Origin of the sequence: Pseudomonas fluorescens, from assembly GCF_001648775.1 — a bacterium.
Classification (GTDB): domain Bacteria; phylum Pseudomonadota; class Gammaproteobacteria; order Pseudomonadales; family Pseudomonadaceae; genus Aquipseudomonas; species Aquipseudomonas fluorescens_M.
The window spans coordinates 25,269-40,454 of record NZ_LVEJ01000029.1 but is presented as its reverse complement, the minus strand read 5'-3'; the positions used below and the strand labels follow the sequence as shown (position 1 = coordinate 40,454).

General features: G+C 59.4%; 13 protein-coding genes and 1 tRNA gene. 10 read left to right on the top strand and 4 right to left on the bottom strand.

The features are described from left to right. Positions 1 to 87: 87 nt before the first annotated feature. From A8O26_RS25485 to ychF, 3 genes are all read left to right on the top strand, one after another. On the top strand, positions 88 to 690 hold the full coding sequence (locus A8O26_RS25485; protein WP_007912900.1) for a 50S ribosomal protein L25/general stress protein Ctc: 603 nt from the start codon (positions 88 to 90) through the stop codon (positions 688 to 690). Positions 691 to 861: 171 nt separating this feature from the next. Further along, positions 862 to 1,446, top strand: coding sequence for an aminoacyl-tRNA hydrolase (gene pth, locus A8O26_RS25480; protein WP_008079560.1), 585 nt, complete (start codon positions 862 to 864; stop codon positions 1,444 to 1,446). A gap of 22 nt (positions 1,447 to 1,468) precedes the next feature. Further along, entirely contained in the window at positions 1,469 to 2,569 is a 1,101-nt protein-coding gene (ychF, locus tag A8O26_RS25475) for a redox-regulated ATPase YchF (protein WP_064120437.1), read from the top strand. A gap of 183 nt (positions 2,570 to 2,752) precedes the next feature. Here the strand turns inward: ychF and A8O26_RS25470 are convergent, their stop codons facing one another. Next, entirely contained in the window at positions 2,753 to 3,970 is a 1,218-nt protein-coding gene (locus A8O26_RS25470) for an MFS transporter (protein ID WP_064120436.1), read from the bottom strand. A 333-nt stretch (positions 3,971 to 4,303) separates the two neighbouring features. On the opposite strand from A8O26_RS25470, the gene A8O26_RS25465 reads away from it, so the two are divergent. Continuing rightward, entirely contained in the window at positions 4,304 to 6,361 is a 2,058-nt protein-coding gene (locus A8O26_RS25465) for a methyl-accepting chemotaxis protein (protein WP_064120435.1), read from the top strand. On the opposite strand, the gene A8O26_RS25460 is transcribed toward A8O26_RS25465, so the two are convergent. Continuing rightward, positions 6,354 to 7,256 (bottom strand): LysR substrate-binding domain-containing protein, encoded by a 903-nt coding sequence (locus A8O26_RS25460; RefSeq protein WP_064120434.1) that lies wholly within the window; start codon positions 7,254 to 7,256, stop codon positions 6,354 to 6,356. The genes A8O26_RS25465 and A8O26_RS25460 overlap by 8 nt on opposite strands. Before the next feature lie 226 nt (positions 7,257 to 7,482). On the opposite strand from A8O26_RS25460, the gene A8O26_RS25455 reads away from it, so the two are divergent. The 6 genes from A8O26_RS25455 to A8O26_RS25430 all read left to right on the top strand — a co-directional run bounded on the left by A8O26_RS25455 (position 7,483) and on the right by A8O26_RS25430 (position 13,095). Next, complete coding sequence (locus A8O26_RS25455; RefSeq protein ID WP_064120433.1) at positions 7,483 to 8,601, top strand: ABC transporter ATP-binding protein; 1,119 nt, start codon at positions 7,483 to 7,485, stop codon at positions 8,599 to 8,601. 15 nt (positions 8,602 to 8,616) lie between these two features. After that, the gene (locus A8O26_RS25450; RefSeq protein ID WP_064120432.1) at positions 8,617 to 9,537 is read left to right on the top strand and encodes an ABC transporter permease; all 921 of its coding nucleotides are present in this window, start codon (positions 8,617 to 8,619) and stop codon (positions 9,535 to 9,537) included. Then, entirely contained in the window at positions 9,537 to 10,343 is an 807-nt protein-coding gene (locus A8O26_RS25445; protein WP_025109361.1) for an ABC transporter permease, read from the top strand. Before A8O26_RS25450 ends, A8O26_RS25445 begins: the two co-directional genes overlap by 1 nt. A 27-nt stretch (positions 10,344 to 10,370) precedes the next feature. Then, positions 10,371 to 11,417, top strand: coding sequence for an ABC transporter substrate-binding protein (locus A8O26_RS25440; RefSeq protein ID WP_064120431.1), 1,047 nt, complete (start codon positions 10,371 to 10,373; stop codon positions 11,415 to 11,417). A gap of 60 nt (positions 11,418 to 11,477) precedes the next feature. Beyond that, a complete protein-coding gene (locus A8O26_RS25435; RefSeq protein ID WP_064120430.1) occupies positions 11,478 to 12,932 on the top strand; it encodes an amidase in 1,455 nt (484 codons plus the stop codon). Between the two features lie 86 nt (positions 12,933 to 13,018). Then, positions 13,019 to 13,095: transfer RNA gene (locus A8O26_RS25430), tRNA-Met, on the top strand. A gap of 68 nt (positions 13,096 to 13,163) precedes the next feature. Here the strand turns inward: A8O26_RS25430 and A8O26_RS25425 are convergent. Further along, positions 13,164 to 13,562, bottom strand: a complete 399-nt coding sequence (locus A8O26_RS25425; protein ID WP_253757026.1) for a helix-turn-helix domain-containing protein — start codon at positions 13,560 to 13,562, stop codon at positions 13,164 to 13,166. A 360-nt stretch (positions 13,563 to 13,922) separates the two neighbouring features. Next, positions 13,923 to 15,032, bottom strand: coding sequence for a DUF2817 domain-containing protein (locus A8O26_RS25420; RefSeq protein WP_064120428.1), 1,110 nt, complete (start codon positions 15,030 to 15,032; stop codon positions 13,923 to 13,925). Between the last annotated feature and the right edge of the window lie 154 nt (positions 15,033 to 15,186).

Sequence of the window (15,186 nt, the reverse complement as noted above, 5' to 3'; positions counted from 1 at the left end):
CCTGCCGGGGCGGGGCTTTTTTGCCCATACCGTGTTTGGCGCTGGTCGCAAACGCCACTCCGGTCATGGCTATTTTGGAGATACACAATGAACGATTTTACTCTGAATGCTGAAGTGCGTTCCGACCTGGGGAAAGGTGCGAGCCGCCGCCTGCGTCGTCTCGCCGCTCTGGTTCCAGCTGTTGTTTACGGTGGCGAGAAAGCCCCTGAATCCATCAGCATGCTGGCCAAAGAAGTTGCCAAACTGCTCGAAAACGAAGCGGCTTACAGCCACATCATCGAGCTGAACGTTGGCGGCACCAAGCAGAACGTCATCATCAAAGCTCTGCAACGTCACCCGGCCAAAGGCCACGTTCTGCACGCTGACTTCGTACGCGTTGTCGCTGGCCAGAAACTGACCGCTATCGTTCCTGTGCACTTCATCAACGAAGCTGCTCCAGTGAAGAAAGGCGGCGAGATTTCGCACGTTGTTGCTGAAATCGAAGTGACCTGCCTGCCGAAAGATCTGCCTGAGTTCATCGAAGTCGACCTGGCTGACGCTGAAATCGGTTCGATCATTCACCTGTCGGACCTCAAAGCTCCGAAAGGCGTTGAGTTCGTTGCTCTGGCACACGGCGATGACAAGGCTGTTGCCAACGTCCACGCTCCACGTGTTGCTCCAGAAGCTACCGAAGAAGGCGCAGCAGAGTAATTCACTCTGTCATGCCTGAGTGAGCAAGTAACATCGCGGACTGGAACGTAGCGAGAAAGCGGGCGAGAACGCGGAGTTTACATCCATGGTAAATGAGCATTTTTCGTCCACTTTCGCCGCTTTCCCTGATCGCGGCGATGTTACTCACCACTCAAAGGAAGGGCCCCTATCGTGACTGCCATCAAACTGATCGTTGGCCTGGGAAATCCAGGCGCCGAATACGACCAGACCCGGCATAACGCAGGGGCCCTTTTTGTTGAGCGCATCGCCCACGCACAGAATGTGAATCTTGTGGCCGATCGCAAATATTTCGGCCTGACCGGGCGCTATTCGCATCAGGGTCAGGATGTTCGTCTGCTGATTCCCACCACCTACATGAACCGCAGCGGCCAGGCCGTGGCGGCACTCGCCGGTTTCTTCCGCATCAAGCCTGAAGAAATCCTCGTGGCGCACGACGAACTCGACTTGCCTCCGGGCGTTGCCAAGCTCAAGCAGGGCGGCGGCCATGGCGGTCACAACGGGTTGCGCGACATCATTGCGCAACTGGGCAATCAGAATACGTTCTACCGCCTGCGGCTTGGCATTGGCCACCCGGGCGTCGCCAGTATGGTTTCAAATTTCGTCCTGGGTCGTGCGCCACGCGCCGAACAGGAAAAACTCGATGCCAGCATCGACTTTGCCCTCGGCGTGCTGCCGGATATCCTCGCCGGTGAATGGAACCGCGCGATGAAAAACCTGCACAGCCAGAAGGCCTGACTCTACTCCGAGGGGAAACACCATGGGATTCAATTGCGGCATCGTCGGCCTGCCTAACGTCGGCAAGTCCACCCTGTTCAACGCCCTGACCAAATCCGGTATCGCGGCCGAAAACTTCCCCTTCTGCACCATCGAGCCGAACAGCGGCATCGTACCGATGCCGGATCCGCGTCTGGAAGCCCTGGCGGCCATCGTCAATCCGAAGCGCATCCTGCCGACCACCATGGAATTCGTCGACATCGCAGGCCTGGTTGCCGGCGCCTCGAAAGGTGAAGGCCTGGGCAACAAGTTCCTCGCCAACATCCGCGAAACCGACGCGATCGCTCACGTGGTGCGCTGCTTCGAAGACGAAAACGTGATCCACGTTTCCAACAGCGTCGACCCGAAACGTGACATCGAAATCATCGACCTGGAACTGATCTTCGCCGACCTCGACAGCTGCGAGAAGCAACTGCAGAAAGTTGCGCGTAACGCCAAGGGCGGTGACAAGGACGCTGTGGTTCAGAAAGCTCTGCTGGAGCAACTGATCGCGCACTTCACCGAAGGCAAGCCAGCACGCAGCCTGATGAAGAACATGAGCGCTGACGAAAAGGCCGTGATCAAGGGCTTCCACCTGCTGACCACCAAGCCGGTCATGTACATCGCCAACGTCGCTGAAGACGGTTTCGAGAACAACCCGCACCTGGACGTGGTTCGCGCCATTGCCGAAGAAGAAGGCGCGATGGTCGTTCCGGTCTGCAACAAGATCGAAGCAGAAATCGCCGAGCTCGATGACGGCGAAGAGAAGGACATGTTCCTCGAGGCCCTGGGCCTGGAAGAGCCTGGCCTGAACCGCGTGATTCGCGCCGGCTACGAAATGCTGCACCTGCAGACCTACTTCACCGCCGGTGTCGAAGAAGTCCGCGCCTGGACCGTCAAAGTCGGTGCTACCGCGCCGCAAGCTGCTGGCGTGATCCACACCGACTTCGAGAAAGGCTTCATCCGCGCCGAAGTCATCGCCTACAACGACTTCATCCAGTACAAGGGCGAAGCCGGTACCAAAGAAGCCGGTAAATGGCGTCTGGAAGGCAAGGATTACATCGTCAAAGACGGCGACGTGATGCACTTCCGCTTCAACGTGTAAGCGTTAAGCCCAAGAAAAAGCCGCGTTTGATACGCGGCTTTTTTGTGCCTGAGATTTATGGCCGAACCTATTCCACCTGTGGGAGCGAGCCTGCTCGCGAAGAGGGAGTGTCAGCCACATATCTGCGGATGACACACCGCATTCGCGAGCAGGCTCGCTCCCACAGTTGGGGATTGTGTGGAATCAGGTCTTTTTGGTGCGCGGCAAGAAGATCGCCAACACGCCAAACAACGGCAGGAACGAACACAGGAAATACACGTACTCAATCCCGTGAATATCCGCCAGATGCCCGAGCAGCGCCGCGCCAATCCCGCCAAACCCAAACATCAAACCGAAGAACACCCCGGCAATCATCCCGACATTGCCCGGCACCAGTTCCTGCGCGTACACCACAATCGCCGAGAACGCCGAAGCCAGAATGAAGCCGATCACCACGCTGAGAACGGTGGTCCAGAACAGATCGACGTGAGGCATCAGCAACGTGAACGGCGCCACACCAAGGATCGAAAACCAGATCACCGCCTTACGCCCGATCTTGTCGCCAATCGGCCCGCCAAAGAACGTCCCCGCCGCCACCGCGCCCAAGAACAGGAACAAGTGCAACTGCGAACTGGCCACCGACAGGTCGAACTTCTCGATCAGGTAGAACGTGAAGTAACTGGTCAGGCTGGCCATGTAGAAATACTTCGAAAACACCAACAACCCCAACACCACCAGCGCACTGGTCACCCTGCCCTTCGACAGCCCGTGAGTCGCTGCCTGACCGGCCTTGAGCTTGAACAGATTGAGGTGATGGGCGTACCAGCGGCTGATGCGGTACAGCACGAACAGCGCAAACACCGCGAACAGGCCGAACCACGCCACATTGGCCTGGCCGAACGGAATGATGATCGCCGCCGCCAGCAACGGACCAAACGCCGAACCCGCGTTACCACCGACCTGGAAGGTCGATTGCGCCAGACCAAAGCGTCCACCGGACGCCAGCCGCGCAATCCGCGAGGCCTCGGGGTGGAACGTCGAGGAGCCGATACCGATCAGCGCCGCCGCCAGCAGGATCAACGGAAAACTGCCGACCATCGACATCATCACGATGCCAATCAGCGTGCAAATCGAACCGCCCGGCAACAGCCACGGTTTCGGATGCCGATCGGTGTGATAACCGACCCACGGCTGCAACAGCGACGCGGTCAGTTGAAAAGTCAGGGTGATCAGGCCGACCTGAGTAAAGGTCAGGCCGTAGTTAGCCTTGAGCATCGGATAGATGGAAGGCAGTACCGACTGAATCAAGTCGTTGATCAAATGCGCCAGCGCCACCGCACCGATGATACGCATCACCAATGGACTGCTTTGGGGAGCAGCGGGCGCCGAGGCAGCGGCGGTCTGAACGTTGCTGATAGCCATGGAAGTTTCCGGACAGCAGATGGGTGCACGCAGGCAGGTGCGTCAATGTGCCATTTTTCGGTGCGACAGCGCCATCCCCTTAGCCAGCTAACTAACTGACTGGTCGTCGACAGCAAGGTGATAGCGCAACGCCATGGTCTGAATCTTGCCTTGCTCTATCCCTTGAACGCGGCGCCCTTACAAAGGGCACCGACAATGGGAAGTTTCGCTACAGAGCCGGCCTACAGAGCGGGCGAGAGTGAACTTTCGAGGCCTTTTAGCAGGGCACAACATCCAGGTCGAACGACCGCGATGCACGCCAATGGTGCGTGGTGTCCAGAGGAGTCATGGGGCATGCAGGCTTTCCTTTCACCGGGGATCAAATTGCTGGGGCGGTTTGGCTTCGCAGGTAAATTCCAGTTGTTGTTTCTGCTGTTCATTCTGCCGTTGGCCGGCAGCCTGTTGATGATCGGCCAGGACTATCGCGACAAGCTCAATCTGATTTCCGGCGAACGTGCCGGCGTACGGCAGTTGCTCGCACTGGATGCGCTGGACAACCTGCTCGCCGCCCAACGTGACCGCGCCGCCCGTTGGCGCGCCACGGAAACCAATCGCCAGCCGACGCCCGCTACCCTCGCCGCCATGGGCGCGTTCGACGCGGTGCAACCGGCAGTTCTGCAAGCCACCACGGACTTGGGTAACGCGCTGAAAAACGAAGGTGCCGAAGGCGAAACCCTCAGCCGCTATCAGGCGCTGCAAACCGCGCTGAACGGGTTGGATTCGAAAAGCCTCAGCAGCGTCGGCTGGTGGCCAGACGGTTACGACCGTTTCACCAACGCCCTCAGCGCTCTGCAAGCGTTGCGCGAGCAGATCGTCATGGACAATCGCCTGACCCTCGCGCCGTGGCTGGAAACCTACCTGTTGACGCAGATTTCCACGCAACACGCGCCGGACCTGATCGAACGGGTCGGCCGCCTCGCCGCCGTCGGTCAAGCCTCGGTCGTCTCCGGCCAATTCACCCTGCAAAGCCGTCTGCAATTGCGCGACTTGCGCAGCCGCATCGGCGATGCCCGCGAGCAACTGGTGAAAACCGCCACGCTGCTCGAAGCACGCCTGCCGAAAGATCAACAGAGCTGGGCCAGCCAATACCACGACAGCCTGAAACGCCTCGACAGCGGGCTGAAAGTACTCGACGACGGCGTGTTCGGCGGCAGCATCACGCTCAAGCCGGACGACTTCGAACGCAACCTCGATGCCCTGTTGACCGACCTCGCCGCCCTGCGCCAGCAATCGCTGGTGTCGCTGGATCAGCGCCTCGACGCCTACCACAGTTCAGCAATCCGTCAGTTCATCATCGTCGCGGCGATCTTTGGTTGCTTGCTACTGGCGGCGCTGTACTTGTTTGTCTGCCTGCAAGCCTCGATCCGTCGCAGCGCCAGCGGCATCACCCTGCTCGCTGAAGCCCTGCGCGACGGCAACCTGAGCCTGCAAGTGCCGGTGGTGGGACGTGATGAGCTGGCGGCGATCAGCACCGCGCTCAACGTGGCCGTGGTGCAATTGCGCACGAGCATGCTCGGTGTCGATCACGAGACCTCCCAACTAAGCAACGCCGTGCGCAGCCTCAACGAACACTCCAGCGGCGCCCTCAGCGAAGTCGAGGCGCAGCAGTTGCAGATCAGCCAGATCGCCGCAGCCGCCACGCAATTGGCCGCCACCTCGCAAGGTGTGGCGCAGAGTTGCGAACAGGCCTCCGGCAGCGCTCAGCACACCCGGCGCATCGCGGCCGACAGCAGCCGTGACAGCCAACGCACCACGGCGAGCATCCAGCAACTCAATCAGCGTTTGAATGAAACGGCTGCGGCGTTGGGTCGGGTCAGCGAACAAGGCCAGCAGATTCAATTGGTGGTCGACACCATTCGCGGCGTCGCCGAGCAAACCAATCTGCTCGCACTCAACGCGGCCATCGAAGCCGCGCGCGCAGGTGAACAAGGTCGCGGCTTTGCCGTAGTGGCGGACGAAGTGCGCAGCCTGTCGCAACGCACACAATCGTCGACCGCGCAGATCGCCGGAACCGTCGACAGCTTGCGCGCGACGGTCAACGAAGCCGTGAGTTTGATGGAAGCCGCGTGCGGCCAGGCGCAAACCGATGCCGAGTCGGTCACCGGTCTCGGCGAACGCCTGGGCGAAATCGCCAGCGCCATGCAGAGCGTCACCGACACGTTGGCGCAGATCGCCACCGCCGTTGAGGAACAAGCGAGCACCGCCGACGAAGTTAGTGGCAACATCCAGCAGGTCGATCAGGCAGCCGTGCGTTTACTCGAAGGCGCACGCGCAGTGAATCTCGCCGCAGACACCCTCAGCCAAGGCAGCAAAGCACTCACCGACAACACCGCGCGTTTCCGCCTCAGTTGATTACCGCTTCAGGGAAATCCGCTTCCAGCTCAGCCTTGAGCCATTGAATGAACCACGCCACATCCGCCGAGAGTTCGGCGGACGGCGTCAGCACCCGATAGCTCTCAAGCTTCACCTCAGCATCGACGGCACGCACCAGTTTGCCGCTGGCGAGTTCATGGCGCACCAGCACCTCGTTGGCCAGCGCAATGCCCTGCCCGCTCTCGGCGACTGACAGCGCGTGGTCATTGTTGACGTAGAGCATGTCGGAATTGAGATGGATATCGAGATCGTGCGCGGCGAACCACAGGTTCCACCATTCGCCGTCATCGACGTGGATCAGGTCGTTTCTGACCAGGTCAGCGGGACTGCTGATCGGTGCGATGCTGGCCAGATACGCCGGCGTGCAGATCGGGAATACCCGTGGGCAAATCAGCGCCTCCCGTGAGTCGGCATACTGCCCGTCGAGGCCATAAACGATACCGAGGTCGGCACTTTTTCCATCCACTTCGGTGAAGGTCGAATTCGGCTCGATCGCCAGTTTCAATCCCGGGCGCAAATGCCGCAGCGCTTCGATCCTCGGCATCAACCAGCGCTTGGCAAAACCCGGCACCACCATGATTCGCAGCCAACGCTCGGCATCTTTCGGCTGCGCTTCCTTGCCCGCCTCGATGATCAACTGCAAAGCGGCGCTGATCTTGCGGTGGTACTTGTCCCCCGCCGGGGTCAGGTTGACCCCGCGCGAAGTGCGCTCGAACAATTGAATGCCCAACCAGTCCTCGAGCAATTTCACATGGCGGCCAATCGCAGGCTGGGTCACGTGCAGGGCTTTCGAGGCTTCGACGTAGCTGCCCAAACGCGCAGCGGCATCAAAGGCGCGCACCGCGTTGAGCGGTGGCAAACGGTGGTCGGGCATGATTCCTGGCACCTTCGGCTGTTAAATTAACTAACACCTGCCATGTTTAAATTGAAGTGTCGCGCCGCGCAAGCCCTGGCTGATAATCGAGCCACAGCAGAATAAAAAAACAGCTGGTTTCACACCCGAACGCAATCTCGATCCTGCCCAAAAAAATAATATCCATGGCCCGACGGCAACGCTTTGCAAAGCGAGTCGCAGGCGATGGGGGAATCGGAGGTAACGCATGAATGCCCTGCATTCGCTGCAAACGCTGGCGGTCTCGATCCGCTCAGTGCGCAAGGTTTACGGTGATCCGCAGACCGGTCCGGTGGCGCTGAAAAGCATCGACCTGGACATCCGCGACAACGAATTCTTCACCCTTCTCGGCCCGTCCGGCTGCGGCAAGACCACCCTGCTGCGGATGATCGCCGGATTCGAATTTCCCACCGAAGGCGAGATCCTTCTCTACGGCGAAAACATCGCCGATCGCCCGCCCTTCCAGCGTCCGGTCAACACGGTGTTCCAGCATTACGCGCTGTTCCCGCACATGACCATCGCCGAGAACCTGGCTTTCGGTCTTGAATCGCAGCCGATGGGCAAAGTCCTGACCAAGGCGCAAATCGCCGAGCGTGTGCGCGAGATGCTGGCGCTGGTGCAGATGGAACGCTTCGCCAACCGCAAGCCGGCGCAACTGTCTGGCGGCCAGCAACAACGCGTCGCCCTCGCCCGCGCTTTGGCACCGCATCCGAAAGTGCTGCTGCTCGATGAGCCGCTGTCGGCGCTCGATCTCAAGCTGCGTCAGGCGATGCGCGAAGAGCTGAAAAGCATTCAGGCCAAGACCGGTATCACTTTCATCTTCGTCACCCACGACCAGGAAGAAGCGCTGACCATGTCCGACCGCATCGCCGTGCTCTCCGAAGGCGAAGTGCAGCAGGTCGGGCGGCCTGAAGACATCTACGAACGCCCGCGCAATCGCTTCGTTGCTGACTTCATCGGCGAAACCAATTTCATCGAAGGCACCGTCACTCGTGTGGAAGACGGTCAGGCGTGGTTCGCCGGGCCGGCCGGGCATCCACTGCCGGCGCAACCGTGCAGCGATGTGCAGGTCGGCGCCAACGTGACTTTGTCGGTACGCCCGGAGCGCCTGCATCTGCTGCCGGCCAACAGCGAAAACGCGTTGCCGTGCCGGATCGAAGCGCAGATCTATCTGGGCACCGACCTGCAATATCAGGTCAGCCTCAGCGACGGTTCGCGCCTCACCGTGCGTACGCCCAACTGCGTCGACCAGAGCCTGCGCTTTGCTGTCGGCTCTCAGGCCGGTCTGTTGTTCGACCGTGGAAGCGCCAGCGTCCTGCACGATTGAGCCGGAGGAATTGCCATGCACGCCTTACCGATTGCCAACACGCTGGAGCGGCGCAAAGCCTTCCAGAGTTTCCTCGGGGTCAGCCCGGCGCTGATCGCCATCGGCCTGTTTCTGCTGGTGCCGATCCTGATCGTCATCGGCTATTCGCTGATGGAGGCCAACCCCTACGGCGGGGTCAACAAAGTCTTCAGCAGCGACGCCTACACCTCGCTGCTGTTCGAGCGCCAACTGGATGACAGCCTCGCGTTTGCGGATTCGTATTTGATCATTGCCCTGCGCTCGATCGGCATCGCCGGGCTGACCACAATCATCACATTGCTGATCGGTTTTCCGGTCGCCGTGTGGCTGGCCATGCAGCCGGCGCATCGACGCGGTTTGCTGATCTTTCTGATCACCGTGCCGTTCTGGGCCAACCTGTTGATCCGCACCTACGCGTGGATTCTGCTGCTGCGTAACACTGGAGTGATCAACAACAGCCTGATGGGCATGGGCGTTATCCACGAACCTTTGCAGTTGTTGTACACCGACGGCGCGGTGCTGCTAGGGCTGGTTTACACCTATGCGCCGTTCGTGGTGTTGCCGATCTACGCGACGCTGGAAAAGATGGATATCCGCCTGCTCGAAGCCGCGCAGGATCTCTATGCCGGGCGCATCCGCACCTTGCGCAAAGTGGTTTTACCGATCGCCAAACCGGGAATTCTCGCCGGCGCCATCCTCACCTTCGTGCCGTGTCTGGGCGCAATGATCGCCCCGGAACTGCTCGGCGGTGGCACGCGAATGATGCTCGGCAACCTGATCTTCCGGCAGTTCAGCGATGCGCGTAACTGGCCGTTTGGTGCAGCGCTGTCGCTGGTGCTGATGGCTGCGGTGATGCTGGTGCTGACCGTTTATGCCTTGCGCGCCGAGCGCCAGCGCATCGCCAAAGGAGGTGCGTAATGCTCGCGCTATTCAAACGCAAAGGGCTGGGCGTGCAGGACTTCCCCGGCTTCGGCGGCTTCAGTTTTCTGTTCTATCTGTACCTCTACGCGCCGATCGTGGTGCTGGTGGTGTTCTCGTTCAACGCCAACCAATCGGCGACGGTGTGGACCGGTTTCAGCCTCGACTGGTATCGCGCCGCGTTCGCCAATCAGGCCTTGCGCCAGGCCGCCGGCAACAGCCTGTTGATCGCCGTTTGCGCGAGCATGATCGCCACGGCGATTGCCACCCTCGCCGCCCTCGGCACCTCGCGCGGCGCCAAGTTCAAGGGCCTGCAATTGTCGATGGGCGCGATCATGTTGCCGCTGGTGTTGCCGGAAATTGTCGTCGGTGTGGCGACGCTGGCGCTGTTCTCAACCATCGGTCTGTCGCTGGGCTACGGCAACCTGATCATCGCCCATACGGTGTTCTGCATCCCCTTCGCCTACCTGCCGATCCGTGCGCGGTTGAACGATATGGACCTGTCGCTGGAGCAGGCTTCCGCCGACCTCTACGCCGGCCCTTGGCGAACCTTTCGCAAAGTGACCTTGCCGCTGCTGATGCCGGGGATTTTCTCCGGGCTGATGCTGGCCTTCATCGTTTCGCTGGATAACTTCGTCATCTCAATGATGGTCTCGCAGGCCGGCACGACAACGCTGCCGATCTTCATTTTCGGCCTGCTGCGCATGGGCGTGACACCCGACGTCAATGCCGTGTCGACGCTGATCCTCGGCGTCTCGGTGCTGTTCGTCAGCCTCTCTTACCTGTTGGGCAAAAAGAACGCCTGAACCTTCTACGACCTGTGGGGAAATAGCATGAGCAAGTGGATAAAAAGCGTTGGCACTTCGTTGTTCCTGGCTGTGCCGCTGGCGATGGCTGGCAGCGTTCAGGCCGCCGAAAAACTCAACGTGGTCAGTTGGAGTGGCTACTTTTCGCCGGAGATTCTCGCCAAGTTCCAGAAGCAGACCGGCATCGAAGTCACCGTCGATTCCTACGATTCCAACGAGACGCTGCTGGCGAAGTTGAAACAGGGCGGCGCCGGTTATGACGTGGCGATTCCGTCGCACCAGTTCGTGCCGATCCTGATCAAGGAAAACCTGCTGGAACGCTTCGACCCGGTCAAGGAGCCCTACTACGCCAGCGTTGTGGATAACCTGAAAAAACCGAGCTGGGACCCGGAAGGTGCGTATTCGGTGCCGTTCATTTGGGGCACAACCAGCGTCGTGCTGGACTCGGCGCGCTACAAAGGCCCGGCCGACAGCTACAAGGTTTTGTATGAGCCGCCAGCCGAATTGCAGGGACGGATCAACATGTTCGATTCGGTCAGCGACATGGTCGACATGGCCAACCTCTATCTGAACATTCCGCTGTGCAGTGAAGACCCGAAACAGATGCAGCAGGTGCTGACGCTGCTCAAGGCGCAGAAGCCGTTCGTGAAAACCTACAGCTCCAAGGCCGGCTCGATTCGCGAGAACCTCGCCTCGGGTGAAATCGACATGTCGATGTTCTGGGGCGGCTCGTCGATGCGTGCCCGCGAGATGAAACCAACGCTGAAATACCTCTACCCGAAAGAAGGCGTGCTGGCCTGGGTCGACAACATGGTCATCCCCACCGGCAGCAAGAATCCGGCGAATGCCAAGGCGTTCATCGCCTTCCTCAGCCAGCCGGAAAACTCGGCGATGACGCAGAACTTCCTCAAGCACCAGAGCCCGATCAAAGGCGTCGAACCGTTCCTCGACGCAGCGCTCAAGGACGCGCCGGAACTGCACATTCCCGAAGGCACCAACGTGGTGTTCAGCAAGACCTGCGGCGAAGGCGCAATCCGCCTCGCCGACCGTCTCTGGACCAACCTGATGCGTTGATCGCTACCGCCCCGGCGCACTGGCGGGGCGTTTTTCCAGCCGTCTGAAAGGCCGCTTGCAATGAACTCTAATAACATCAGCGAACTGGTCCTGTTGCAGGCCCACGAGCTCGCCGAACGCATCCGCCTGCGTCAAGTTTCCTGCCGGGAAGTGATGCAGACTTACCTTGCCCATATCGAACGCTTCAACCCTTTGGTGAATGCGCTGATCAGCCTCCAATCACCGGAACATCTGCTGGCTCAGGCCGATGAACGCGACGCCGAACTGGCGCGTGGCCAATACCGTGGCTGGATGCATGGTTTGCCTCATGCGATCAAGGATCTGTCGCTGACCCAAGGCATCCGCACCACGCTGGGGTCGCCGCTGTACAAGGACTTTGTCCCTGAGCGCGACGGCATCATGGTCGAGCGGATCAAGGCCGCCGGCGCAATCATTATCGGCAAAACCAACACCCCGGAATTCGGTCTCGGTTCGCAAAGCTACAACCCGTTGTTTGGCGCCACCGCTTGCGCGTATGACCCGAGCAAAACGGCGGGCGGCAGCAGTGGCGGCGCGGCGGCGGCGCTGGCGATGCATCTGGTGCCTGTCGCGGATGGCAGCGACATGATGGGCTCGCTGCGCAATCCGGCGGCGTTCAACAACATTTTTGGTTTTCGTCCGTCGCAGGGTCGCGTGCCGTTTGATGACAGTGCCGATCTGTTTTTTGATCAGCTCGGTTATGAGGGGCCAATGGCGCGCAGCGTGAGGGATGCGGCGTTGCTGTTGTCGGTGCAGGCTGGCGGTGATGCGCGGGCGCCGCTGTCCATCGCTGAATCCGGTGAGGCGTTTGCGGCGCCGCTGGAGCGTGATTTCAAAGGCACGCGGTTGGGTTGGCTGGGCGATTTCGGTGGGTATCTGCCGATGGAGCAAGGCGTGCTGTCGTTGTGTGAGAAGACCTTTGCCGACTTTGAGAGCCTCGGCTGTCACGTTGAGTCAGTTGAGCCTGGTTTCGCGCCTGAGCGGCTGTGGAGCAGTTGGCGCACGTTGCGGCACTGGATGGTCGCGGGGTCTTTGGGCGCGACGTATGCCGATCCGCAAAAACGCGCGTTGTTGAAACCGGAGGCGATCTGGGAAGTGGAAAACGGCCTGAAGCTGTCGGCCAGCGAAGTGTTCGCGGCCTCGGTGGTGCGCAGCGATTGGTATCGGGCGATTTCTCGGCTGTTCGAAAAGTACGATTACCTGCTGCTGCCCAGCGCCCAGGTGTTCCCGTTCGATAAAACCCAACCGTGGCCAACGTCGATTGAGGGCGTGGCGATGGACACCTATCACCGTTGGATGGAGGTAGTGATTCCCGGCACTTTATCGGGTTGCCCCGTAGCGAGCGTTCAGGCCGGATTCAATTCGGACGGTTTACCGATGGGGCTGCAAATCATCGGCAAGCACCAGGCCGACTTCGCTGTCCTGCAATTGGCGCACGCGTATGAACAGGCCAGTCGCTGGTTCCAACGCTGCCCTTCGCCGCTGCTGCGTCAGTGATTTTGATAAACGGTTGAAAGCGTAGAAAAAATTTTTAAATTTACGCTTGACGCTTTTCCATTTCAGGGGAATAATGCGCGCCACTTGGCTACATAGCTCAGTTGGTTAGAGCATAGCATTCATAATGCTGGGGTCCGGGGTTCAAGTCCCTGTGTAGCCACCAAGTACTAAAAACGGCTTACCGAAAGGTAGGCCGTTTTTTTATGCCTCGAGAAAAGTCTCGGTTTTCTGTTACTTCAAAACATCTTTCTCTTCGTTGCTCGCTTTGGTCGCTGCCTGTGCGATCAGTGCGTCGAGCATCTGCGCAATGACCTTCTGCTGGACCTTCGAAAGCTCATTGATTGACTGCAGCCGTCGATACCACGTCGAGGTCAAGCTGCGTCTGGGCGTCTCCGTGTACGAGGGAACGCCGAGCAGGTCTTCAACAGGCACGCGAAGCGCAAATGCCATCTTCACCAGCGTCGTGACCGGCATGCTGCGGGTGCCCTCCTCGTAGCCCTGAAAGGTTTGCCGGGAAAGACCTAAAGCCCGTGCAAACCGAGTCTGTGTGATCTCGTGCACTGTGCGTAAGTGAGCAATGCGACTGCCCATCGCCACCAGAAAATCGCGATCCTCATTGGAAACACTCATGACAATGGCCGACTGAAAATAGAGTTGATTGGCAACGGACTCATCCTTTTCATCTGAAATCCATCCTGGAAAAAACGATAGAAACCATCCTCAGGTAAAGGCGCGTAAGTTGTCGACCTGAAAAATCTGTAGGAGACATGTGGAGCAACCGCCAAGCTGGAGCAAAGTACTACAGGCGCGAAATGCCTTTTCATTCGACTGAATCGGTACCGAGCGATCAGGTTGAAAAACGCTGTAGGAAACGGATTCGATCCTGGTATGAATTAGATCGCGCAGCACAAATACAAAAAAACGGCTTACCGCAAAGTGAGCCGTTTTTTGTGCCCGGAGGAAAGTGCCGGCAGCAAAGACACTGATGATTTACCGCGACCAGTTACCCAACGCCGACAACCCTTTCGCCCAGATTTGCCGAGTGCGCAAACCGACCATCGTCCGCCAGTCCGGATCGGCCGGATAGAACTGCTCCAGCAGATTCAGTTTGATTTCACGTCCTACCGCATCCAGCGGATCGCCATGCAAATGCAGCCAATGATCATCGCGCAAATGTCGGTGCACCTCCGGCCCCGGATACGTTCCGCACTCGATCACGAACGGCATTAACTGCACGTCCGGTAAAGCATTGAGCAACGCTTGGGAGGTGTACCCGGTAGCCGTCGCTGCCACACCGGTTTCGCTCAAGGTGTCGGCGCCGGTGTGCAGCGTGTAAAGCCATGGACCATAAATCGCCTGGGCCTGCGCGAGTACCGGGTAAGGCGCCTGGGTGATGGTCAGCAACATCGGATGACCGTATTCGCCAGCACCGGTGTGCAGGTCAAAACACATCACGGTTTCAGCGCCAGCCAGATGCGCGTCGATGATTTGATGCAAGGTGCGATTCGACCAGCTCGGCGCGCGGCCACCGTAAAACAGCCCGTCGGGATGACTGTGCTGACCGCCCTCGACAATCGACATTACCGCTGGCCAACCGTGTTCTTTTATCTGCGCATCGAGCAAGGCATCGGCGCTTTTGCGCTCGGGGCCGTTCAGATCAGTGCACGCGTAGATTTCATGCAGGGCGGCGTACGCGCGGTTGTCCGGCAGCGGTCCGGTGAAATCCAGGTGATTGCGGTTGAGGTCGATGTTGTCTTCGTTGACCCGCCGTAACCACGCCGTGCCCCATGGGTTGATCAGGTGCACCATGACCACCGCGACATCCTTGGGCAGCGATCCGGGTGCGAAGGTTTTCAGCCAATCGATCTGACAGTCCGAGCCGTAATAGCCCTCGACTCCGTGCGTGCCGCTGAGCGCTACCAGGCGGCGTTTGGCCTGTGGATCACCGAGCACGGCGACGTCGGTGCTCAGGGGTTCGCCGAATGGCCCGCAACGTGGATGTGCGTAGGAAGTGAGTGTGGCGCCAGCTGCGTTGGCGGCGGTGATGAACTGTTCGCGTTGATCGCGGTAGCTGGCTTCGGTAGGGAACTCGCTGTGCATATCGGTCTCTTGTTGATCTTGTAATTGTGGGAGCGAGCTTGCTCGCGAAAGCGGTTGGACATTCAACATTTCTGCCGACTGACACTGCGCATTCGCGAGCAAGCTCGCTCCCACAGGTGCTCAGTGCAGCTCAACGGATTTGCGGTTGACCCTA